Here is a 23,209-nt window from a genome sequence, read left to right as displayed (position 1 = left end):
ATTCATGTTTAATTTTTTAAGTCTTACGTTAAAGCATTGATTCTAACAATTGCCCAAATGAAATGAAAGCCATTCGTTATATTTTCTAAAATTCAAACTTCTTTATATCCGACGAATGGATGAAAAAAATCAGGAGGAAACCTTATGAAATTCGATATCATTGGCGATATCCACGGCTGCTACGAAGAGCTGCTTACCCTCATACACAAACTAGGATACGAACTCAAACATGGATTACCCGTCCATCCTGATAAGAGAACGCTGGCCCTTGTTGGTGATCTAACAGATCGTGGACCTCAGTCAGTAGACGTCATGCGATTTGTCATTCATGCCTATTCACACGGCGCAATCCGCTATGTACCTGGCAACCATTGCTTTAAGCTTTATCGTTACTTAAAAGGAAATCCCGTCAAATTGCTTCATGGCATCGAAACCACAGTGAACGAAATAAAAAAACTGCCAATTCATGAACAAAATAAATTGTCACATGAATTTAAGCAGTTATTCGAGAAGGCTCCGCTTTATGATGTACTCATTCCTGATGAGCTGATCATTGCACACGCAGCGATCAAGGAAAAGGATATTGGAAAAAAGCCGAATAAACAAATGCGGTCCTATTTATTATTTGGTGCCGTCACAGGAGAAACATGGCCAGATGGACGACCTGTTCGCAAGGACTGGGCAAAGGAGTATCACGGAAAACCGTGGATTGTGTATGGCCATACACCAGTGAAAGAACCTCGATTCGTTGGCAGAACCGTCAATATTGACACAGGCTGCGTATTTGGCAACAAGCTGTCTGCCCTCACATACCCTGAGCTTAAAACGGTCTCCGTTCCTTCATCCATGCCTTATGATGAGTCAAGATTTCAGCATTTCACATCATAAAAAACCCGGCCCTGCGCTGCAGGTGACCGGGTTCTCTATTTAAAAAAGCAATGATTTCATATCATCAGGAAGCGGGGCTGAAAATGTCATTTGCTCACCTGTCATCGGATGAGGAAATACAAGGGTTTCACTATGCAGTGCCTGCCGGTCTATCCGCTCGGCCGTTCCGCCATACAGCGTATCTCCGATGAGCGGATACCCAAGAAATTGCATATGAACACGAATTTGATGTGTTCTCCCGGTTTCAAGCGAGAGAGACACATCCGACATGTTCAACTCGGCGATTACCGCTCGCACGGAATAATGCGTCACTGCCTCCTGCCCAGTATCATCAACCATCCGCTCGATAATACTATCCCCTTTTCGGGCAATTTTTGCAGCGATCGTTCCATGTTTTTCTGTGATCATGCCATGTGTAAACGCTCTGTATGTTCGCTTAACCGCTCCACTTTTTTGCGCCTTTGATAAAAGGCTATGGGCAAAGCGATGCTTCGCCACAAGCATGACGCCAGATGTGTCACGATCAAGACGGTTCACCAAATGAACCGTATGCCGAACAGACTGCTTGGCATAATGATGCAGCAATCCATTCGCAATACTGTGCTCAGGGTGCTCCCGAGAAGGGATCGAAGGAATATACGGCCTTTTATTCAGCACAAGGACATGCTCGTCCTCAAATATAATATCAAGCGGAATCGGTGCAGGCTTCAGCCCTTCACTCACTTTTTCCTCGGGAAATAAAATGGTGAGTCTGTCCCCTTCATGCAGCTCGCACTTCACGGTAACATGCTCTCCATTAATGAGGAGGTCACCGCCATCAAACTTAATATCCGTCAGCATTCTTTTCGAAATGCCAAGATCAATTAAATATTCCTTTAAAAGCAGCCCTTCTTCTTTGGCTGTTATGGTTTTGTTTAACGTAAAGTATTCCAGCGGGAACAACCTCTTTCTTATTCTCCTTTTCCGATAAAGGAATCTTGCACCCTTTTCCAAAACGGAAACGGTCTAAATCTGGCAAAACGGACATTCTCGTCTGCCACCCGGCATTGAATGGATTTGACGTCTTTATGAAGCAGTGTCAAATGATCAATGGTCACCTGAAAATCGACATCATTCCTCGGTTTAATCACACAAGTATGATGGTCAGGCAAAATAAGCGGTGAACCGACCGTCCGAAACACTCGGTTGTTGATTGAAGCCATTTCTGCCAGCTGAATGGCTCTAATGGAAGGATGAATAATGGCGCCACCCAGTGCCTTATTATAGGCCGTACTGCCAGATGGTGTAGACAGACAAAGGCCGTCACCTCTGAATGTTTCAAACAGCTGGCCTCTAATTTCAACATCTGCCACAAGTGTCCCTTCCATACTTTTAATTGTACATTCATTCATTGCTAAATATTTCTCTTCTCTGCCGCCGTCGTTGTATCTGACAATGACTTCTAAGATCGGATATTCCACAATATGATAAGGCGTTTTCGCAATGGCTAAGACGAGTTTTTCAATTTCACTCGGCACCCAGTCAGCATAGAAGCCAAGATGACCTGTATGAACACCGACAAAAGCTGTTTCATTTAGACGGTCGCTATAACGGTGAAACGCATAAAGAAGGGTGCCGTCTCCACCAACCGTAATGACAAGATCCGGTTCCTCTTCATTTAGTTCCATACCAAAATCCAATAAGTAGGTCTGAATTTTACTTTTGAGCGTGTCAGATACAGAATTCCCTTTTGAAGAAACTGCAAATTTCATGAATTCTTCTCCTTTTTTACCTTGCTGCTATAAGAGGGCAGCATCATATTTGATCAAACTGGCTCAGTTGTCGTTTTTCTTTTTCCGGGAAAATGCCACTTGTGCTTCTTGAATTTCCCCTCTGATTTCGGACATTTCTTCATCGAGACGAGATGCTGCCTCAGATGCTCTTTGAAGGCGCAGCTTGACCTTCTCCGGGATATTCCCACTATATTTATAATTCAGAGAATGCTCAATGGTCGCCCAAAAGTTCATCGCAAGCGTACGAATTTGGATTTCGACGAGGAGCTGTTTCTCTCCACTTACGGTTTGCAGCGGATATAACACAACAAGGTGGTAAGAGCGGTATCCGCTTTCTTTATGTTCTGCAATATAGTCGCGTTTATCTACAACCACAAAATCTTTACGTGACTGGAGCATTTTTTTCACGACTTGTATATCTTCTACAAACTGGCACATAATGCGAAGCCCAGCAATATCCTGCATCGTTTCAATCTCATGCATCGGGATGTTTTTACGCTTTGCCTTTTCTAATATGCTGGCAACGGGTTTCACTCGGCCTGTGACAAATTCTACTGGTGAATGGTCATCCTCGAATTCATACAGCTTTCGAATGCCTTTTAGTTTCACTTTTAATTCTTCGACTGCTTGTTTATACGGTGCGAGGAATTGATCCCATTGTTTTTTGTCCATGAAACTTCCCCCAATTCCATATACCTAATTATTTCAGAGGAATGTGCTTTTCACTTTCTCTTCCATATCTCCGTAATTGGCATTGTCTTTAATATTGTCGATTAAATAATGTAATTCCTGTTGAAGCTGAATGAGTTCCAGCGATTGTTCACCCGATGCCAAATAGACAGGGATGTCACGATTCATTGCTTCTTTTAATGGAGCCCATGTATGTTCCCCTAAAATAAGATACGAAAAGGACTCCTCGGTTTCAAGTATGTAAACGAACGCAAAGTGATCAGAATCAACAAGCATTTGTCCTGATGCTTTTGCTTTTTGGATTTGCTCTTCTGACTGGATTGTCAAAATCAGCCTGTCTTCTTTTAAAGTTGCTTCTGTGATTTCAATTCTGTTTTGCATCATGATCTCCTTTACAACAAAGTACAGCTTTATTTTATCATATCAAGTTCAATATTGATAAACCGAACTTTTTGAGAAAATCCTGTTTTTCTCTTTTAAATGATCCTTTCCCAAGATTCTTCATTCATTTTGGTCCATACCTAAAGAAAATAGAGAGAAAAAAACAGTCTTTTACATGGTGAATACACTTCATGTACAATAATCATATTTCCTCTAATGAAAGGTTGATGTCAAAATGGCACAGGAAATTGAAATCGAACTAAAGCAATTATTAATGAAAGAAGAATTTGAACAGCTGAAACACCATTTTCAATTGAAGGATGCGGATTTCCACACGCAAACCAACTATTATTTTGATACACCTCAATTTGATATAAAATCTCAATTGGCTGCATTAAGAATGAGAGAAAAAAACGGTCAATGGGTGCTCACATTAAAAGAACCGCACGAATTAGGCTTGCTCGAAACCCACCAAACAATCGCTCCCCCATCTCAACTTGACGATTTTGAGCTGCCAGAAGGTGAAGTTGCGGACAGATTAGACCACCTGAACATACAAAAGGATCAAATTGTGTACTTTGGTTCACTTGAAACGTCAAGAGCAGAAAAAATGATCCAAGAAGGCTTAATTGTTTTGGATCACAGCCGATATTTAACAGTAGAGGACTATGAACTTGAATTTGAAGTGAGCGACCTGGAAATTGGACAAGCCGCTTTCTCCACATTGCTCCGCAAATTTCATATTCCAGTACGAAACACGAAAAACAAAGTCGTTCGTTTTTATGAAGAAAAAATGAAAACACAGAATAGATGAATTCCTTGAAGGAGGAACATGATGAACGTCAATCAACTTCAATCCTTTATGCAGCTTCAAGCGCTTAAAACGTTACAGACAGATCCAGCACAAACGCCAATGTCTGCAGGTCAAGAATCGAATGCCCAAGCTTCATTTCAGTCGTTGCTGCAAGATTTTTTAGGCGGATCAGAATTATCACGTCTCCCGCTTTCCATCTCTGCTTTTATGGGCACGGACCCGTCAACGGCTCCGAACACGCAATATGCGCGTACAAATCCATATTTATCTGCCATTTCCGGCAGTGAGCAGCTTCAGGCCCAATCTTTGTACGCAAATGACAATCAATTAAATACAGCGAATGGCATTGGAAATGTCTTAAACAACAGCTACACACCGCCGCTTCAAAAGGCAGTCTCAAGCGGCTCATCATCAAAAGAGATTAATCAAATCGTGTCACAAATGGCTCAAAAGCATGGCGTTCCCGAAAAGCTGATTCACGCGGTCATCAAGCAGGAATCCGGCTACCGCACAAATGCTGTCAGCCATGCAGGTGCGCTTGGACTCATGCAGCTCATGCCATCTACGGCTAAATCACTTGGCGTCAATAATGCCTTTGATGCCGCCCAAAACATTGAAGGCGGAACGAAGTATTTAAAACAAATGCTCCATAAATATAACGGAAATATCTCACTCGCCTTAGCGGCCTATAATGCAGGCTCAGGAAATGTAGATAAATATGGAGGCATTCCTCCATTTAAAGAAACACAAAATTATGTAAAGAAAATCACAGCTCAATATTTCGCTTAAACCGAAGAGAATAACCTCTTCGGTTTTTTGTATGTCGCTTTTCCCCCTTTTTTGACTGAATGTGTTATGATATGGTCAATTGATCACAGAATCCGATTCTCTCTTTATTTCGAGCAGACCAAAGCGGTTTGTTTGTGGAATTGAGATGAGGTTGTTAAAATAAGTACAAGAATAGAAACAATAAAATAGAACAAACTGAATATCACTTTTGAAATAAATGAAATGCGCAATAGGGTGAGTCATCCTATTAACTACGAGTAAAAGGAGTAGTCAACATGGTACAATCGTTTAACGCACCTTACGAAGCGGTTGGAGAGGAACTTCTATCGCAACTTGTTGATACTTTTTATGAAAATGTAAAGTGTCATCCTTTGCTTCATCCTATTTTCCCGGATGACTTAAAAGAAACAGCAAGAAAACAAAAACAGTTTTTAACGCAATATTTAGGCGGACCACCGCTTTATACAGAAGAGCATGGCCACCCAATGCTGCGGGCGAGACATCTCCCTTTTCCGATTACTGAGGAGCGGGCTGACGCATGGCTTGAATGCATGGAGGATGCAATGGATCAAGTAGGATTAACCGGCGATATTCGTGACTATTTATTTGAACGGCTTTCTCTGACGGCTCGTCATATGGTCAACCAAACACCTGAAAAGGATGGACGATCTTGAGCTGCAATACGCACGATCAATATTTCTCACACTGTCACGGACATCCTCAAAAGCCGATTGAAATCTATGTATTCATTGATCCTCTAAGCCCAGACTGCTGGTTATTAGAGCCATCCATTAAAAAGTTGAAAATGAAATATGGCCGTTTTTTCACTTTACGAACGGTAACAAGTTCTAGTATTAATGCTTTGAATCGGAAAAGAAAGAAACATTTACTGACTGAAGCATGGGGGAAATTTGCCACTAAAACGCAGACCAAAAAAGAACAAATGCTGTCTGAACAAATTGTGACATCACCCTACCTCGCCTCACTCGCACTAAAAGCAGCGGAGCTTCAAGGCAGAAAATGCGGAATGAAATTTTTGCGTCTTATTCAAGAATCACTTTTTTGCCATCAGCAAGATGTCACAAGTGAGCAGGTACTGATAGAAAATGCAAAAAGTGCTGGTCTGGACATCGAGGAATTCCAGCGGGACATTCATTCTCAAAGTGCTGTGAAAGCCCTGCAATGTGATATGAAAATTGCAGCTGAAATGGACGTATCTGAGCTTCCGACCTTCGCCTTTTTTAATACCGTAAATGGAGATGAAGGATTAAAAATTTCAGGTGCCTACTCTTATGATATATACGAGGAAATCCTTTTTGAAATGATTGGTGAAAAACCAACACCATCAGAACGGCCTCCAATTGAATGGTTTATTGCTTACTTTCAATTTGCTTCCGCAAAAGAAATAGCCGTTGTCTATGACCTGACGCTTGAAGAAGTTGAACGAGAAATGAAGAAGCTGGCTTTCGCTCAAAAGGTAGAACGTGTACAAGTGCAGCAAGAAATGTTTTGGCGCTATAAAGAGAATGACCACCATACAGATCTTGATGTCTATCGCTGTGAAAATGAACATGGGTGCTGACCCATGTTTTTCTTTACCTTCACCAGGAACATGTGTTCTATTTATAAATACGAAGAAACCGCGCCGGGATAAGCGCGGTTTCACTATGTCTTAACGACAACAAAGGGGATGGGAGAAATTTTTCACGGTCAAACAAAGGGGTAATGTTTGTATGTGATTAATTTCACATCTGTAGTATATCAAATTTTGTCGACTTATGACAACAGATATACTATATGTTCATATTTTTGTCACAAAACATAAGAGGGTTGTCACTTTCATATAGTAAAAGTAACAAAAAAATGGGGGGATCTGCATGCGCAGCACAACTATTGGACTTGTTGCCATTGGCTTATGTTTCTTTTTAAATATATTAGGCTTAATGAAGATGCTTCCTCTTTATTTGACGTCTCCACTCTTATTTGCTTCGATTCTTTTTACGCTTTATCGAATGAATCACCGTAAGACCTTTAGAGGTTTTAAAGGTTGATGCTTGACCAGGAACGGCCTCGACATCTGAAGAGGTCTTTTTTTATGAGAAAAAAACTCCTGTCAAAAGATGAGATAGCACTCACACGTCTGACAGAAGTCTTTTCATTACTCACCTGTTTTGGAGATGAGCTCTTCCATTTCTTTTAGTTTTTCTTCGAACAATTGACATGCTGCTTCGATTGGTTCTTTAGAAGCCATATCAACACCTGCTTTTTTCAGCACATTGATTGGATAATCAGAGCTTCCTGCTTTAAGGAAATCGGTGTAGCGCTCTACCGCTGGTTTTCCTTCTTGTAAGATTTGCTTGCTTAATGCCTGCGCCGCACTATAGCCTGTCGCGTATTGATACACATAATAGTTGTAATAAAAATGAGGGATTCTCGTCCACTCTAATCCAATTTCCTTATCAACCACCATGCCGTCACCAAAGTACTTCTTGTTCAGGTCGTAATAAAGGTTCGTCATAAATTCTGGCGTTAAAGCCTCTCCTTCTTGTGCTTTCACATGAATAAGATGCTCAAACTCAGCAAACATCGTTTGTCTAAATACCGTTCCTCTAAATCCTTCTAACAAGTGGTTTAATACATACAAACGCTGCTTTTTATCGTCTAAATGATTAAGCAGGTATTCGCCTAGTAACGCTTCATTTGTAGTGGAAGCCACTTCAGCTACAAAGATACTATAGTTTCCATACGGATATGGCTGGTGCTTTCTTGTATAGTAGCTGTGGACGGAATGCCCAAATTCATGAGCCAGTGTAAACAAATTATCAATATTATTTTGCCAGTTCATGAGGATATATGGATTTGTACCATAGCTCCCAGATGAATAAGCACCGCTTCGTTTCCCTTTATTCTCATAAACGTCTACCCAGCGATTTTCGAGTCCTTCTTTTAACACGGACACATATTCTTCTCCTAATGGGGCTAACCCTTTCAGCATATAATCCTTTGCTTCATCATAGGTGAGCTTCATGCCAGCATCTTTCACAAGTGGTGTGTACAAGTCGTAATTGTGCACTTCATCAAGCTTTAATACCTTTTTACGTAATTCAATATAACGGTGTAATAACGGTAAATATTGATGAACTGTATCAATTAGATTGTCATACACTTCTTCCGGGATGCTGTTTCGTGATAGTGCTGCTTCTCTTGCCGATTTGTAATTTCGTACTTTTGCATAAAAATTATCCTTTTTAATCGAACCGCTCAGTGTAGAAGCAAGTGTATTCTTATACTGATCATACGTTTTATACACAGCTTTAAAGGCATTCTTTCTCACTTCACGATCATCACTATTTAAAAATGTGATGAAGTTGCCGTGGGTAATCTTCTTTTCCTCCCCATTCTCATCCTTTACAGAAGGAAACGAAATGTCGGCGTTGTTAAACATACTAAACGTAGTAGATGAAGATGAAAGTGGTTCAGATGCCTCAGCTAATAAAGCTTCTTGCTCCTCACTTAAAATATGTGGTCGCTCTTTATTAATTTCTTCGAGAGCATGTGAATACAGTTTTAATTCTTCTTTTTCTAGTATGAATTGCTGCAATTTATCTTCTTGAATCGATAAAATCTCTGGAACAATATAAGCAGATGTACTAGACAGCTGTGTAAATAGATTCGATGCCTTATCATTTAACGCCTGAAATGATGAGTTCGTTGTATCTTCATCATATTTCATGTGCGCATATGTATAAAGCTTGCCAAGCTTTTCAGAAAGTTGATCCTGAAAGGTGAGGGCTTCATACAGAACATCAGCAGAATGGGCCAGCTTGCCTTTAAACTGGGCCAGCTTCGGAATTTCTTTTTTGACCGCTTCGAATTCCTTGTTCCATGCATCGACGCTTGCAAAAATATCTTCAAGACGCCATTTGTTTTCTTCTTTTACTTCGCTTCTGTCTGGTAAATGATTGTTTTTGTTTTGTGAAGTCATATGAATCCCCCTTGCATGAGTTGTGTTGAACCAACCTTTCGGAAAGTGAAAGAAATTGGTGTTGTATTTATCTTCTTTGTTTTGAACTATATTTGTCAAATCATATGCAGAAATAAATACCAAACAGACTAAAAAAATGAGAAAAAAGCGTTTCTTTTGATTCAATAGCAGCACCACCTTTTTCTTATCATGATCAAAGTGGTCATGAAACATGCTAATGAAATAAGAAAGCATCTCGTTTTAACACTTCATCTAGTGTTCGTATAGGCATTTGATTCGACGATACTTCATAATTACCCTCTTTCGTCATATGTAAAAACCCTTGTCTTACAAGCGCATTTACATATGCAGTGACCACCTCTTTTATTTCTTCTCTTGAAACATCGCCATATCGGAGTTTCACTTCTTTCATTTGCACACATCGATTGATTTCCATCATCAGCTGTTGAATCGTCACTCTTCCGCTTCCTTTTTTCCGCATCATCCAATCATAGAGACACCCCTGCCAAACATACACGGGACTTGTAAAGATATACGCTTCTTGCACCGGGATAAATAATTCAGTTGGCAAAAAAGGGAATGCTGTTTGATGATGCTCATAAAAAATATCTCTCAAACGTTTGCTTTCATTTGATAAAATGCGAGGAGGACGCAACCTAAATTGCTGTATACATTTAATCCATTGTTGGTTTACTTGACGCTTGCTTGAAGGCGGAGATAGAAATGCCGGCATTTCGCGGTATGATGAAGGCGGTCTGACAGTCATGGCCGCACATATTTTCGTTGGTTGAAACACGAGGAATTGATCAAGATGGATGAACCTATTCTGGATCGGGCAGAAAAAAATCAACCGCCTTTCCTCTGATTCCCTTAAAATTCCCCAATGAATGGAGGAGAAAGAAAAAAGCTGGGCAGATTTTCGGTTTAAACGATTTGCCCCTATCATCCATATGGGAAAGAGCCCTGCCTCGCGGAGACCTGCTGTTCTTCTGCGAAGCTCTTGCCGGGAAATATTTGCACATTGAAATTCGATTGCATAGGTTTCTTTTCCTATAGAGACGGTCACATCAGGACGCTGATGAATATTTGACATATACTTTTCCAGCGCAGGTTTATGTCCAAGCCCCTTCAGCCAATTCATAATAGTTTCCTTTCCCGCCTGATGATAAGCCGTTTCGCCTGAGGCTAACGGACATGCTGTCAGCTGTTTATGCGCAAAATGATAGACACGATGCTCCCCTAGCTTTAATTGCACCTCCTCCCTGCACTCAGGACAATAAAATTTGCACGTCGTTCTTACATGCTCCAGACGGCTTTTCGATAGATGATGTGTCATTCGGATAAGCTTTCCGTTATCCATAATTGCTGCATTCATTCAGTTCGCCCCTTGCTCTTTGATAACCGTATTATAGCTTGTTCATCTATAAGGAAGCGAAAAAGCAAAATGAATTTTTACCGTGTCAAAAGATGATTTTAATAATCATTTCTTCGGTAAAATCAAAAATCCCCCTTATAGAAAAGGGGGAAAATATAATCTTTATAAAAGTGGTGATAATAATCTTGCGGTTGATTCAAACAGTCTGACCCTCAAAGGTCTCTTTGCGAACTCTTCTGAAACAATTTCATGTGAATGCTCTAAATCACCTAAGAAATCGTTGACGAGCTTCTCTGTGCTTTTCGTTTTATAGAGGAAGGCATTCACTTCAAAGTTCAAATGAAAGCTTCTCATATCCATGTTTGCCGTTCCAATTGAAGCCAGTTCATTATCCACAATAATAAATTTACTATGCATAAAGCCTTGATCATACTCGTACACCTTCGCCCCTGCGTCAAGAAGCTCTGGGAAGTATGAACGAGACGCATGGAAAACAATCCGTTTATCTGGATTCTTTGGAGCAATAATCCGGACATCTACTCCGCTCAATGCGGCAATTTTCAATGCTGACAAAATATCATCATCCGGGACAAAATACGGTGAAGCGATCCAGATGGACTTTTTAGCGGAGATGATCATAGAGAAAAAGAGATTTTTAATGACCTCCCACTGCTTGTCAGGCCCGCCAGCAATCATTTGTACGCCTTCTGTTGTACTCTCAAGGTGGCTGAAATCTTTGAAATAGTCCACACCTGAGCATCTTTCATTCGTCATATAATACCAATCCTGCATGAAAATCTGCTGGAGGTCACGAACAGCTTCGCCTTTAATCATCAGGTGTGTATCACGCCAGAATCCATATTGTCTGCTTCGGCCCAAGTATTCGTCTCCAATGTTAAGCCCGCCGACAAATCCCACTTCTCCATCAATTACGACAATTTTTCTATGATTTCGGAAGTTGATTTTATTATTTAAAAGGGGGAGCCTTACTGGTAAAAACGGAACGATCTGAACGCCAGCCTTTTCTAGATCAGCAATATATTGACGAGAAAGCTTTAAGCTTCCTACATCGTCATATAAAAAGCGGACAATCACGCCATTTTTCGCTTTTTCAATGAGAATCTCCTTTAATTCTTGACCAAGGTCATCGTGGCGGAGAATGTAATATTCTAAATGAATGTGATGAGTTGCTTTTTTAATCTCTTCAAAAATATGAGAGAATGTTTCTTCACCATTGGTTAAGACTTTAGAGGACGTGCGATATGTAATAGGAGTATGTCCGAGTCTGTGGGCCAGCTTAAATAAGAGCTGCTGATGATCACCCATATGCGTCATTTTTTCAATCGCTTCTCTATGGATACGTTCATCTTCCTGGATTAACTTCTCGTCCAATACCGCCTTCTTTTCAAACAGCCGGCGCTTTTTGATATTGCGTCCAAAGAAAATGTAGAACAAAAAGCCGAATAACGGAAAGCTGCCAAGCAGGACAAGCCATGTAATCGTTTGAGACGGATTCCGGTTCTCCAAGAAAATAACAAATCCGATGAAAATAATCGATAAAGTAAATAGAACACTGACAGAACTTAATACACTTACCGCTAAATCACCGACAATCAATTGGATGATTAAATAAGCACCTATCGTAATGATTAGAAAAAATAGAACTTTGACTACATTTCTCATTTCATTTTTCTCCTTGCCGATCTCTTTATTTACCTATTCATTCAGATAAAAAAGCCGATTCCTCTATAGAAATCGACTTTTTGTTAGTTACGAGAAGTGCTGTTGAATCGTTTCAAGGGCATTCCCTTCGATAATCAGCTGACCGTATTCTTTCAGTCTGTAGATGCTGACCACTGATTCATGAGCATATTCAAGCAAAATGCTGAGCTTATTCTCCACTTGCTCATCTGACAAATCCTCGTGGAAGTCAACATATAGATAATAACGGTTTTCAAACGAATATAAACTTGTGGTAAAATCCTGCATATTTAATTGAGAAAGTGCAATCAAATCTTCAAAGTCATCCATTTTCAATACGAATTGAAGTTGAAGTTTTTTATCCTTCTCATTATGGTCTTCTTGATCTTGCTCTTCTTTATGAAAATCATCAAGCAGTGCGTCTAAGCTTTCTTCATCTGTTTGATCTTTTTTATCTTCTGGAATCGGCAATTCGAGCTTTTGTCCATCTTTAGAAAGTTGGGCTTTTGTCACGACAATTTCAAGACCTTTGTCAAGTGCCTGTACTTGAATCCAAAGCGGTCCCTCTACTGCAAATTCTTCTTCTTCGTGCACTTCGTCCATTACTTCCCAAAACAGCTCTTCACTGCGCTCACGATTGTACCAGATCTCTTCACGGTCAAATCCGCGATCTTCAATATCACCGTAGGAAATATAAAATTTGACTGTATGTTCATTTATTCTTTCGATTTCCATTTTGCCAACCTTCCCTTCTATATAAGATGTTGAAGGGACATACAAGCTCCCAATTAATAGTACTTTACTACACTTTACCCGTTCCGTCTACATGTTAACCGTTTAAAGAATTGAGGTATTGCTTCGTACTGTCTATTTTATGATAAAACATGAATAAAAGAAATAAAAACGCATTTTTTGCAGAGAAAACTTGCAGAAACATATATTTGAATTGTCCTCATATATTGGTTGTACGAGCTCTATTTGGGACATGAGGTGAAATGGATGGAAACAGAGTGGATCGTATCCTTACTGATGATTATTGGCATAGACCTAATTTTAGGCGGAGATAATGCGCTCATTATTGCGATGGCGAGTCGCAGTTTATCACATGACAAACGCAATAAAGCCATTTGGATCGGCACTCTTTTAGCCGTGTTGATGAGAATTACAATGACTGGTGCCGCCGTTTATTTATTGACTATCCCTTATTTGCAGTTTATTGGCGGTCTTTTTCTCCTTTATATAGGATACAATCTGTTAATTGAACAAAAGAAGGAATCCATTCGGATAAAGAGCAGCGGCTCCCTTTGGCGTGCGGTTCAAACCATTGTGATTGCTGACCTCTTTATGTCACTTGATAATGTCATCGCAGTTGCAGGTGCAGCAAAAGGCAACATGCTTCTGACCGCTTTTGGTCTCATGATTTCTGTACCGATTATTATTTGGGGAAGCAAGCTGATTCATGCAGCTTTAACTAAATTTCCGTTTCTTTTATACGGAGGAAGTGCTCTCTTGGCCTTTACAGGGGGTGAAATGATTGTACGTGATGTGAAATTGGCTGAATTTATGGCACAGCATGCCACGCTTGAATTGATGCTTCCGTTTTTAACCGTCATAGTGGTCATATTAGCGAGCCTCTTTTACGAACAAACGGCTGAAAATAAATAAAAAAAGCTGCCAAATGATCGGCAGCTTTTTATGTTTTTATTAGTTAGCAAGTCGCTGAGCTTCTCTTAGTTGGAATGTACGAACCGTTCTTGGTAAGAAACGTCTAATTTCATCTTCATTGTACCCAACTTGTAATCTTTTTTCATCCAAGATAATTGGACGACGCAAAAGACCTGGATGCTCATTGATTAGTTTATACAATTGTTGAAGCGGCATTGTCTCAACATTGACATTTAGTTTTTGGAATACTTTTGAACGTGTTGAGATAATTTCGTCTGTACCGTCTTCTGTCATTCGAAGAATTTCTTTGATTTCATCGATTGAAAGAGGCTCAGAAAAAATGTTTCTCTCTTGATATGGGATATTGTGCTCTTCTAACCACGCTCTTGCTTTTCTACATGATGTACAGCTTGGTGATGTGTATAATGTTACCATAAATCTTCACTCCTCAATTTGTAGAATGAATATTGATCTGTATTCTTAAATTAAAATTGTTCTAAATAAGTAATCTTTATAGTGATTATACTATAAAAAAGTAAGTGTGAACAGATTTTCTTGCAATTTTTGTGACAAAAACTAGACAATTTCATTCATTTTGTCGTGCTGCTGGATGTCAGAACATTCTCATTTACTCGAGATGATCGAAAATATTTTTTTGCTTTCTATTTTCAATGATCTTCAATACATCATCAACATCCTCATACGATTGTCCATACCATTCTTCATCTTTATACGTATGGATTCGTTCATAAGTCTTCCTCATGGCTTCCATGATCTCTTCCTCATGATTTGTAAGAGGCGACCAATAAAGAATTTCCATGCGGTTCACTTCATTTGTTGCAAGTGACCTGCGTTTATAACCGATTGATTCTGCATGCTTGAAGTGCTCTCTTTGGTAAAACTTTAGGCGTTTTGCAGTATCTGCATCATCTTCATCTACAGGCTCGACCTCAAGCAAGATCGGTTTCTTTTTTTCCTTCAGCTTATGAATAAGCTTTGACCCGAGGCCTTCACCTCTTGCATCTTTGGAAACAAATAAATAATCAATAAAGATGAAAGAATCAAATTCGGCGTACATCATCACATGATGAGGTCCTTCCTCCTTATGATAAATATCACTTCTTTCCTTTAATAAAGCTTCCATATGCTCTTTTGACTTCATTTCTTCTATCGGGAAGTATTCACTGAGCTTTTCATACCAATTCATGGATCTGCTCCTTATGCTATAGTTAAGAACCACTTCCTTAGATATTCCCGATTTCCTGCTATTTAAACGCCTGTACTAGTAAGACGCAGCAAAGTCTTAAGTAGTTTCACTTTTTTTCAATTAACGCAAAAAAAGTTTTATAACGAACGATTCATGACGAGTTGAATACAGACAAACAGGATAATTGTCATCGCAATTTGAAGCATAATGAAATAAAGATATTTTACGCGCCATGCTTCTTGCTTCTGACCGCTTGTCTTTCGGTTAAGCATATATTCCATTGAAAAAGACACAATCCCAATGAGTACCATAAACGCGAGCATCCACTTTCCTCCGTTTGGTTTCCTGAAAAAAGACGTTGAAAAAAGCATGAATACAATGAGAACATGAAGCAATGAATAACGAAAGGTTTTCCAATTTAACATTTGATTTCCTCCGGTATCTGCTTGTACTTAACTAAAAGTTACCATCATCTTCTTTTTTTGTAAAATAAAAAAAGAAGCACTGACTTAGCAGTGCTTCTTCCTTCTTATGATTGTTTCGCCTGTAGCTCTTTGAATTCTTCCTCTGTGCAGCTCACAAAGTGACCTGGCTTCACTTCACGGAACTCGGTGTTTGTTCCTTTGTGAACAGATGGATCATACTTGATTCGTTTGCGGTTACGCTCATAATCAGGATCTGGAAGCGGAATCGCAGACAGCAATGATTTTGTATATGGATGAAGCGGGTTTTCGTATAATTCATTCGCTGGTGCCAGCTCAACCAATTTTCCAAAATACATCACACCGATACGATCGCTGATGTATTTTACCATGGACAAGTCATGGGCAATGAATAAGTACGTTAAACCTTTTTCCTCTTGAAGCTCTTTCAATAAATTGACGACCTGCGCTTGGATCGACACGTCTAATGCAGAGATTGGTTCATCGGCGATGATGAAATCCGGCTCTACTGCTAATGCACGTGCAATTCCGATTCGCTGTCTTTGACCGCCTGAGAATTCATGCGGGTATCTGTTCGCGTGCTCTTTGTTCAAGCCAACAGTTTCAAGTAATTGGTACACACGCTCTTTACGCGCCTGTTTTGTTTTTGCAAGGCCATGAATGTCGATGCCCTCTGCAATGATATCAAGCACTGTCATTCTAGGGTTGAGTGAAGCATATGGATCTTGGAAGATCATCTGCATTTGACGGTTGAACTCAAGCATTTTTTGTCTTGATTTCTTCCCGTGTACATTTTCTCCCTTATAAAGAACTTCACCATCTGTCGCATCATAAAGTCTAATGATCGAACGGCCCGTAGTGGATTTACCACAACCAGACTCACCTACAAGACCAAGCGTTTCACCTTTGTAAATATCAAATGAAACCCCATCAACTGCTTTCACAGTTCCTCTTGCTGTATGGAAATGCTGCTTCAAATTTTTGATTTCTAACAGTTTTTCTGCCATGCTATTCACCCTCTTTTACTAATACAGGTTTTTCGTAGCTACCTTCTAGTTCACGCATTCTCGCCTTTACAGAAGCAGGCGGTTCAACTTTAGGTGCATTCGGATGAAGTAGCCATGATTTCACATAATGCGTATCTGATACTTTGAACATTGGCGGTTCTTGTTCAAAGTCAATTTTCATTGCATAATCGCTGCGGAGTGCAAATGCATCTCCTTTCGGCGGGTTTGTCAGATCTGGCGGTGTTCCTGGAATGGCAGTCAGCTTTCCTTCATCTCCGCCATCTGTGTCAAGACTCGGCATGGATGCTAAAAGTCCCCATGTATACGGATGCTTTGGATTGTAGAAAATTTCATCGACAGTCCCTGTCTCCACAATCTGTCCTGCATACATAACAGCTACACGATCAGCGACGTTGGCAACAACACCTAGATCATGCGTAATAAAGATAATCGAAGTGTCAACCTTTTGCTGAATTTCTTTCATTAATTCTAAAATTTGTGCTTGAATTGTTACATCAAGTGCAGTCGTCGGCTCATCGGCAATCAGCAGCTTTGGATCTGCTGCAAGCGCCATGGCGATGACAACCCTTTGCCTCATCCCGCCACTAAATTCGTGCGGATATTGTTTAATTCTTTTTTCGGGCATTGGAATTCCAACGAGCTCCAATAGTTCAATGGCTCTTTTTTCAGCCGCTTCTTTTGAAATTTGTTCATGCTTGAACAGTACTTCTGTAATTTGTTTCCCGACTTTCATCGTTGGATTCAAAGACGTCATCGGATCTTGGAAGATCATTGAGATATCTTTTCCTCGAATGGTTTGCATTTGTTTTTCAGTTTTCTTGACAATATCTTGGCCGTCAAACAGGATCTGTCCGCGCTTGAAATAACCTGGCGGCATCGGAATTAATCTCATGATCGCTTGTGATGTCACACTTTTACCAGAGCCAGATTCACCTACAATAGCAAGTGTCTCGCCTTTATTTAAGTGGAAGTTCACACCACGAATGGCTTGAACCTCTCCACCATATGTTTTAAATGAGATTGCAAGGTCTTTCACCTCTAGAATACGTTCACGTTCCATCCTAATCACTCCTTATTTACGCAACTTCGGATCTAAAGCGTCTCTTAGTCCGTCTCCAACCACGTTAAAACCAAACATTGTAATACAGATAAATGCGGCTGGGAACCATAATCTCCAAGGGTAATACGTCATGGCTGGAATTCCGTCAGACGCCATTGTTCCCCAGCTCGCTAACGGAGCCGGTACACCAAGCCCTAGGTAGCTTAGGAATGCCTCTGTGAAGATAGCAGAAGGAATCGTTAACGTCATCGTCACAAGGATTGGTCCCATTGAGTTTGGAATTAAGTGTTTAAATAAAAGTCTAGATGTTTTCGCACCTAATGTTTGTGCTGCAAGAACGTATTCTTGACTCTTTAATTGTAAAACCTGTCCCCGAACAATACGTGCCATGTTAATCCAGCCTACGACTGTCATGGCGAGGATAATCGTTAATAATCCTTTTGGCAGAACAACCATCATTAAGATAACCATTAATAGTGTTGGAATTGCCCATAAAACGTCTGCGATACGCATCATCACTTCATCTGTACGGCCGCCTTTGAATGCAGCAATACTTCCCCAGATAATACCGATAATCACGTCAAGCACCGCTGCAGCAAGCCCGATAAAGATCGAAATTCTTGCCCCGACCCATGTACGGACAAACATGTCACGTCCTAAATCATCTGTACCAAACCAGTGTTCTTTTGAAGGCGGCTGGTCAGCATTCAGCAAATCAGTCGTAGAGTAATCGTATTTAGAAAACATCGGAACAAAGATGGCCAGCATCACGATAATAAAAATGATTGTAAGTCCAACCATTGCAAGTTTATTGGCACGGAAGCGAAGCATGGCATCCTTCCATAAAGATAGACTAGGTTTAGAAATTTTTTCAGATTCTGCTGCGTCAGCTGTCGCAGGCACAAATAAATCTTTTCTCATCTCTTCCATGTGTTAGACCCCTTTCTTCGCCTTCGTCAGTTTAATTCTAGGATCGATAATACCGTAGAGGACGTCAACGACTAGAATACTGATTAATAGAATAATACTGTAGAAGACTGTGACACCCATGATGACGGTGTAATCACGGTTTGTAATGCTTGTGACAAAGTGAGAGCCTAAGCCAGGAATACCAAAAATCTTCTCAACGACAAAACTACCTGTTAAAACTGAAGCAGCCATTGGTCCCATGTATGTGATAACAGGTAACAATGCGTTTCGGATGGCGTGTTTGATCGTCACAGCAGATTTTGTTAATCCTTTCGCTCTAGCCGTTCTAATGTAGTCACTATTTAGTACTTCAAGCATACTTGACCGTGCAAGTCTAGCGATAAATGCCATTGGCATGAAGGAAAGTGCAATAGAAGGTAGTACGGTGCTTGCCCAAGACTCCCATCCTGCAACTGGGAAGATCGCTATAATACTTGCCTCAGATGCAAATACATATTGTAGTAGCGCCGCTAAAATGAAACTTGGAACTGAAATTCCAAAGATCGTTAAAATGGCAATCGTATAGTCTTGCCACTTGTTATGATAGAGCGCTGCAAGGACCCCAAACAATACACCAAATGCTAATGCGAGGAGAATTGCCTCAATTCCGAGGGTAAAGGAAACGGGGAATCCAGAACTGATTAAGTCATTTACGGTTTGTCCTTTATATTTAAATGAGGGACCAAAATCTAATGTTGCAACTGAACCTAGGTAGTTTACATATTGAACAAATAAGGGCTTGTCCAATCCGTAGTGCTCGTTTAGGTTTGCTTCAATTTCAGCAGGAAGTTTCTTCTCACCAGAGAATGGACCACCAGGTGCTGCCTGCATGAGAAAGAAAGTTGCAGTTACAATAACAAACAGTGTGATTAAAATATATATTAATCGCTTACCGATATATTTAAGCAACGGAATTGCACCTCCATGATTTTACAACAATTTCTCTAATCAGCAAGAAAGGTATATGGAGAGACATCCTCCATATACCTTAAGATCCTTGCCGTAGATCTCTTACACTATTACTCTTACTTTTCGAAATGTGCCCATTTGTACTGAACATCACCTAGTCCAGATACAACTACACCTTTAAGTTTTGGATCTTGTACCCAAAGCTGAGTGTAGAAGTAAATTGGTGCTATAGGCATATCGTTGATGATGATTTCTTCTGCTTTTTTCAGCATTTCTTCACGCTTCGTTTTATCTGTTTCTTTTGCAGAATCATTCAACAATTGTTTGTACTCTTTGCTTTCCCATCCAGTGTCGTTGTTTCCGCCGTCTTTATCTTTGTAAAGCTCAAGGAAGTTCACTGGATCGTTGAAGTCACCTAACCAGCCCATACGTCCGATTTGGTAGTCTCCGCTGTGGATTTTGTCGATGTATACGTTCCACTCAGAGTTATCAAGTTCAACTTTCACACCTAAATCTTTTTTCCACATTTCTTGAATTGCTTGTGCAATCTTTTGGTGGCCTTCATCTGTGTTGTAAGAAAGTTTCAATGTTGGAAGATCAGAAACAGACTTATAACCTAATTCTTTCGCACCTTTTTCAAGAAGCTTTTTAGCTGTATCTACATCGTGATCTTTGAAGTAGCCAGTTTTGTTATCTGTGAATCCTTCCATTGTTGGTGGAACGATTGCCATTGCTGGAACTTGTTCACCTTGCGTAATTTTGTCAACGATCGCTTGACGGTTGATTGAGTATGCAAGGGCCTTACGGATGTTTGCATTGTTTAAAGGTTTTACTTCTGTGTTGAATTTGTAGTTATAGATACCAGCGATCGTCTGGATTTTCAGACCGCCTTCTTTTTTCAATGTTTTTAAAGACTCAGTTGGAAGGCTTCCAGTTGGAGAACCAGCCCAGTCAAGCTCGCCTTTTTTGAACATGCTAAGCTCAGTGTTTGTATCTTTGATCATAGACATGTTGATTTTTTTCAATTTCACAGTATCTTTATCCCAGTATTCATTGTTCTTTTCAAGCGTGATAGAACCGCCATGTTTCCATTTAGAAAGAACGAATGGTCCGTTAGATACGTAGTTTTCACCAGCATTTGTGTACCAGTTTTTATTCTTTTCAGCCACTTTTTTGTTGACTGGCATATAAGTATAGAATGCAGTTAGTTCAGTAAAAAACGGTGTTGGGTTTTCTAGCTCAACTACAAGCGTTTTGTCGTCTTTAGCTTTAATGCCAACATCAGCAACTTTCGCTTTCCCTTTGTTCGCTGCTTCAGCACCTTTAATATAGTAAAGCTGGTAAGCATATTGAGATTCATTTTTAGGATCTAATGCCCATTTCCAAGCATATTCGAAATCTTCTGCTTTTACAGGGTCGCCATTAGACCATTTTGCATCACGAAGTGTGAATGTATAAGTTTTACCATCAGCACTTGTTTTGATATCAGAAGCCATTGCATTTTCTGGCTTTCCTTCAGCGTTAATTCTTGTTAACCCTTCAAAAGTCTGACGGATGACACTACCTGAAGTTGAATCATTTGCCAATCCCGGATGTAGAGAAAAAGGCTCAGTGGAGATATTCACATTTAATGTTGTTTTAGCCTCTCCAGAACTGCTCGTGCTGTCGCCTGATTTGTTTCCGCTGAAACCACAAGCGCTTAATACAAGTGTGAAAATAAGCATTAAAGTAACAACAGACCAACGCTTTTTCAACTGTATTCCCCCTTATAATATGTTTTTAGTTCAAAGGTCTCGATAGAAGATGAGATTCAGATTTAAGAAATAGCGTAAAAAAGTCCCTGAATAGCTTACTTTCTATTTCTTTTGTTTTTTCTGAATTTTCACTATGTAAAGAGCCTAGCACAAACGTGTGAACAAATTCATTATAATGAATAGAATAATTTATTGCAATATCAATTTCATATATTTTTTAAAAACGTAAATGGGGATAAAGAGGGATTTTTATAAACTAAAGTCTCAATCACTTCAACAAATTAAAGCGTAAATTGATTAAAATAATTTAACAAATTCAGCAGGAATAATGTTTTATACATATAATTAATCATCCTTTTTAAAAAAATTCTGACAGATATTTGTTATTTTATCTAAAATTTTAAGTGTCAATAGGCATGATGAGAAGGTCACATAAGGGCTTCGTGACTTTTTCATGGTCATCCTTTATAATAGATAGACATATTGTTGCGATGAAAAAGAAGAGTACATATATTCACCATTTACAGAGAATCTGCGGCCGGTGTGAGCAGATAATGGCATGTATGGAATGGGCTTTGGAGCAGCTAACCGAACACTTCTAAAAAAGTGAGTAGGCTTAGACGGAGCAGTCTCCGTTATCAACGTCTTGAGTGATTTCTATGTGAAATAACAAGGGTGGTACCACGGTTCATTCGTCCCTTTTCTGTTGAAAAGTGATGGGTGGGCCTTTTTATATTGAAGAAAAGAGGTTTTAGTATGACAAAGAAGACAATTTTTTCAGGCATTCAGCCGAGCGGTTCTGTCACGTTAGGGAACTATATTGGAGCAATGAAGCAATTTGTTGATTTGCAGCATGACTATAATGGTTATTTTTGTGTCGTGGATCAACATGCGATTACAGTGAGTCAGGACCGATTAGCTCTCCGCCAAAATATTAGAAGCTTAGCAGCTCTTTATTTAGCTGTTGGTCTTGATCCAGAGAAAGCGACATTGTTTATCCAATCAGAGGTACCTGCTCACGCCCAGGCAGGATGGATGCTTCAATGTGTTGCTTATATTGGGGAATTAGAAAGAATGACCCAATTTAAGGACAAATCCGCTGGTAAAGAAGCAGTTGTTTCAGGCCTATTAACGTATCCCCCATTAATGGCTGGCGATATCTTATTATATGGTACTGATTTAGTCCCTGTTGGAGAAGACCAAAAGCAGCATCTTGAATTGACTAGAACGCTCGCTGAACGCTTTAACCGAAAGTACAATGACATCTTCACTGTGCCTGAAGTGAAAATTCCAAAAGAAGGCGCACGAATTATGTCTTTAACAGATCCAACGAAAAAAATGAGCAAATCCGATCCGAACCAAAAATCTTTCATTACCTTATTAGATGAACCAAAGCAGCTTGAAAAGAAAATTAAAAGTGCTGTGACGGATTCAGAAGGCATCGTGAGGTATGACAAAGAGAACAAGCCTGGAATTGCCAACTTGCTGACGATTTATTCTGTTTTAGGCAACATATCGATTGCTGAGCTGGAGCAAAAGTACGAAGGCAAAGGATATGGTGAGTTTAAAGGAGATCTTGCGAACGTTGTCATTGATGCTTTAAAACCAATTCAAGATCGATACTACGAACTCATTGAATCAGACGAGCTTGACCGCATTCTAGACGAAGGTGCTGAAAAAGCAAACCGCGCAGCAAACAAAATGCTGAAAAAAATGGAGAATGCGATGGGTCTTGGCAGAAAACGCAAATAAAAAAAGCTTGCAGCACGACTCGCTGCA

Annotated in this window: 24 protein-coding genes and 1 other annotated feature; of the genes, 8 read left to right on the top strand and 16 right to left on the bottom strand. The window is 39.9% G+C overall.

The genetic code is table 11. The annotated features are described in order from the left end of the window. Nucleotides 1-144: 144 nt before the first annotated feature. A complete protein-coding gene (gene prpE / locus MHH65_RS05635; RefSeq protein WP_087975598.1) occupies nt 145-888 on the top strand; it encodes a bis(5'-nucleosyl)-tetraphosphatase PrpE in 744 nt (247 codons plus the stop codon). Nucleotides 889-927: 39 nt separating this feature from the next. Here the strand turns inward: prpE and MHH65_RS05630 are convergent, their stop codons facing one another. From MHH65_RS05630 to MHH65_RS05615, 4 genes are all read right to left on the bottom strand, one after another. Next, nucleotides 928-1,821, bottom strand: coding sequence for an RluA family pseudouridine synthase (locus MHH65_RS05630; RefSeq protein ID WP_172400640.1), 894 nt, complete (start codon nt 1,819-1,821; stop codon nt 928-930). A gap of 17 nt (nt 1,822-1,838) precedes the next feature. Then, nucleotides 1,839-2,639 carry an NAD kinase gene (locus MHH65_RS05625; RefSeq protein WP_003211364.1) on the bottom strand — a complete coding sequence of 267 codons (801 nt, stop codon included), beginning with the start codon at nt 2,637-2,639 and terminating at the stop codon, nt 1,839-1,841. Nucleotides 2,640-2,702: 63 nt separating this feature from the next. Continuing rightward, the gene (locus MHH65_RS05620) at nt 2,703-3,332 is read right to left on the bottom strand and encodes a GTP pyrophosphokinase family protein (protein ID WP_075622820.1); all 630 of its coding nucleotides are present in this window, start codon (nt 3,330-3,332) and stop codon (nt 2,703-2,705) included. Between the two features lie 33 nt (nt 3,333-3,365). Further along, nucleotides 3,366-3,731 (bottom strand): hypothetical protein, encoded by a 366-nt coding sequence (locus MHH65_RS05615; protein WP_041110150.1) that lies wholly within the window; start codon nt 3,729-3,731, stop codon nt 3,366-3,368. Nucleotides 3,732-3,966: 235 nt separating this feature from the next. Between MHH65_RS05615 and MHH65_RS05610 the strand changes: the two genes are divergently transcribed. The 5 genes from MHH65_RS05610 (at nt 3,967) to MHH65_RS05590 (ending at nt 7,385) form a co-directional block, all read left to right on the top strand. Next, complete coding sequence (locus MHH65_RS05610; RefSeq protein ID WP_087975599.1) at nt 3,967-4,545, top strand: CYTH domain-containing protein; 579 nt, start codon at nt 3,967-3,969, stop codon at nt 4,543-4,545. A gap of 21 nt (nt 4,546-4,566) precedes the next feature. Then, nucleotides 4,567-5,334: a lytic transglycosylase domain-containing protein gene (locus MHH65_RS05605; protein ID WP_098676819.1), complete on the top strand. Its 768-nt coding sequence runs from the start codon at nt 4,567-4,569 to the stop codon at nt 5,332-5,334. A 275-nt stretch (nt 5,335-5,609) separates the two neighbouring features. Then, nucleotides 5,610-6,008, top strand: coding sequence for a thiol management oxidoreductase (locus MHH65_RS05600; protein ID WP_098676818.1), 399 nt, complete (start codon nt 5,610-5,612; stop codon nt 6,006-6,008). Further along, the gene (locus MHH65_RS05595) at nt 6,005-6,916 is read left to right on the top strand and encodes a ClpXP adapter SpxH family protein (protein WP_024425033.1); all 912 of its coding nucleotides are present in this window, start codon (nt 6,005-6,007) and stop codon (nt 6,914-6,916) included. Before MHH65_RS05600 ends, MHH65_RS05595 begins: the two co-directional genes overlap by 4 nt. A gap of 295 nt (nt 6,917-7,211) precedes the next feature. Further along, nucleotides 7,212-7,385 carry a hypothetical protein gene (locus tag MHH65_RS05590; RefSeq protein ID WP_024425034.1) on the top strand — a complete coding sequence of 58 codons (174 nt, stop codon included), beginning with the start codon at nt 7,212-7,214 and terminating at the stop codon, nt 7,383-7,385. 107 nt (nt 7,386-7,492) lie between these two features. Here the strand turns inward: MHH65_RS05590 and pepF are convergent, their stop codons facing one another. From pepF to mecA, 4 genes are all read right to left on the bottom strand, one after another. Further along, entirely contained in the window at nt 7,493-9,319 is a 1,827-nt protein-coding gene (gene pepF, locus MHH65_RS05585; RefSeq protein WP_283241882.1) for an oligoendopeptidase F, read from the bottom strand. 214 nt (nt 9,320-9,533) lie between these two features. Then, complete coding sequence (locus tag MHH65_RS05580) at nt 9,534-10,694, bottom strand: competence protein CoiA family protein (RefSeq protein ID WP_098676817.1); 1,161 nt, start codon at nt 10,692-10,694, stop codon at nt 9,534-9,536. A gap of 162 nt (nt 10,695-10,856) precedes the next feature. Next, a complete protein-coding gene (cls, locus tag MHH65_RS05575) occupies nt 10,857-12,377 on the bottom strand; it encodes a cardiolipin synthase (protein WP_098676816.1) in 1,521 nt (506 codons plus the stop codon). A gap of 87 nt (nt 12,378-12,464) precedes the next feature. After that, complete coding sequence (gene mecA / locus MHH65_RS05570; protein ID WP_024425038.1) at nt 12,465-13,130, bottom strand: adaptor protein MecA; 666 nt, start codon at nt 13,128-13,130, stop codon at nt 12,465-12,467. 264 nt (nt 13,131-13,394) lie between these two features. Between mecA and MHH65_RS05565 the strand changes: the two genes are divergently transcribed. Next, on the top strand, nt 13,395-14,060 hold the full coding sequence (locus tag MHH65_RS05565; RefSeq protein WP_034282060.1) for a TerC family protein: 666 nt from the start codon (nt 13,395-13,397) through the stop codon (nt 14,058-14,060). Between the two features lie 39 nt (nt 14,061-14,099). Here MHH65_RS05565 and spxA read toward each other — a convergent pair whose 3' ends face one another. From spxA to MHH65_RS05525, 8 genes are all read right to left on the bottom strand, one after another. Further along, nucleotides 14,100-14,495: a transcriptional regulator SpxA gene (spxA, locus tag MHH65_RS05560; RefSeq protein ID WP_003211421.1), complete on the bottom strand. Its 396-nt coding sequence runs from the start codon at nt 14,493-14,495 to the stop codon at nt 14,100-14,102. Nucleotides 14,496-14,688: 193 nt separating this feature from the next. Further along, nucleotides 14,689-15,267 carry a GNAT family N-acetyltransferase gene (locus MHH65_RS05555; protein ID WP_034282062.1) on the bottom strand — a complete coding sequence of 193 codons (579 nt, stop codon included), beginning with the start codon at nt 15,265-15,267 and terminating at the stop codon, nt 14,689-14,691. 137 nt (nt 15,268-15,404) lie between these two features. Then, a complete protein-coding gene (locus tag MHH65_RS05550; RefSeq protein WP_034282065.1) occupies nt 15,405-15,692 on the bottom strand; it encodes a hypothetical protein in 288 nt (95 codons plus the stop codon). A 104-nt stretch (nt 15,693-15,796) separates the two neighbouring features. After that, on the bottom strand, nt 15,797-16,717 hold the full coding sequence (locus MHH65_RS05545) for an ATP-binding cassette domain-containing protein (protein ID WP_024425041.1): 921 nt from the start codon (nt 16,715-16,717) through the stop codon (nt 15,797-15,799). Between the two features lies 1 nt (nt 16,718). Beyond that, nucleotides 16,719-17,807, bottom strand: a complete 1,089-nt coding sequence (locus MHH65_RS05540; protein WP_087975602.1) for an ABC transporter ATP-binding protein — start codon at nt 17,805-17,807, stop codon at nt 16,719-16,721. Between the two features lie 3 nt (nt 17,808-17,810). Beyond that, complete coding sequence (locus MHH65_RS05535; RefSeq protein WP_024425043.1) at nt 17,811-18,728, bottom strand: ABC transporter permease; 918 nt, start codon at nt 18,726-18,728, stop codon at nt 17,811-17,813. Between the two features lie 3 nt (nt 18,729-18,731). Beyond that, the gene (locus MHH65_RS05530) at nt 18,732-19,676 is read right to left on the bottom strand and encodes an ABC transporter permease (RefSeq protein WP_024425044.1); all 945 of its coding nucleotides are present in this window, start codon (nt 19,674-19,676) and stop codon (nt 18,732-18,734) included. Nucleotides 19,677-19,792: 116 nt separating this feature from the next. Continuing rightward, nucleotides 19,793-21,430 carry a peptide ABC transporter substrate-binding protein gene (locus tag MHH65_RS05525; RefSeq protein WP_034282068.1) on the bottom strand — a complete coding sequence of 546 codons (1,638 nt, stop codon included), beginning with the start codon at nt 21,428-21,430 and terminating at the stop codon, nt 19,793-19,795. A gap of 482 nt (nt 21,431-21,912) precedes the next feature. Continuing rightward, nucleotides 21,913-22,133 (top strand) — a binding site (T-box leader). A 53-nt stretch (nt 22,134-22,186) separates the two neighbouring features. Between MHH65_RS05525 and trpS the strand changes: the two genes are divergently transcribed. Further along, nucleotides 22,187-23,182, top strand: a complete 996-nt coding sequence (gene trpS / locus MHH65_RS05520) for a tryptophan--tRNA ligase (RefSeq protein ID WP_061109672.1) — start codon at nt 22,187-22,189, stop codon at nt 23,180-23,182. Nucleotides 23,183-23,209: the final 27 nt, after the last annotated feature.

It is taken from the genome of Bacillus sp. FSL L8-0654 (assembly GCF_038629965.1).
Classification (GTDB): domain Bacteria; phylum Bacillota; class Bacilli; order Bacillales; family Bacillaceae; genus Bacillus; species Bacillus safensis.
This window is presented reverse-complemented; position numbering and strand designations above follow the sequence as displayed.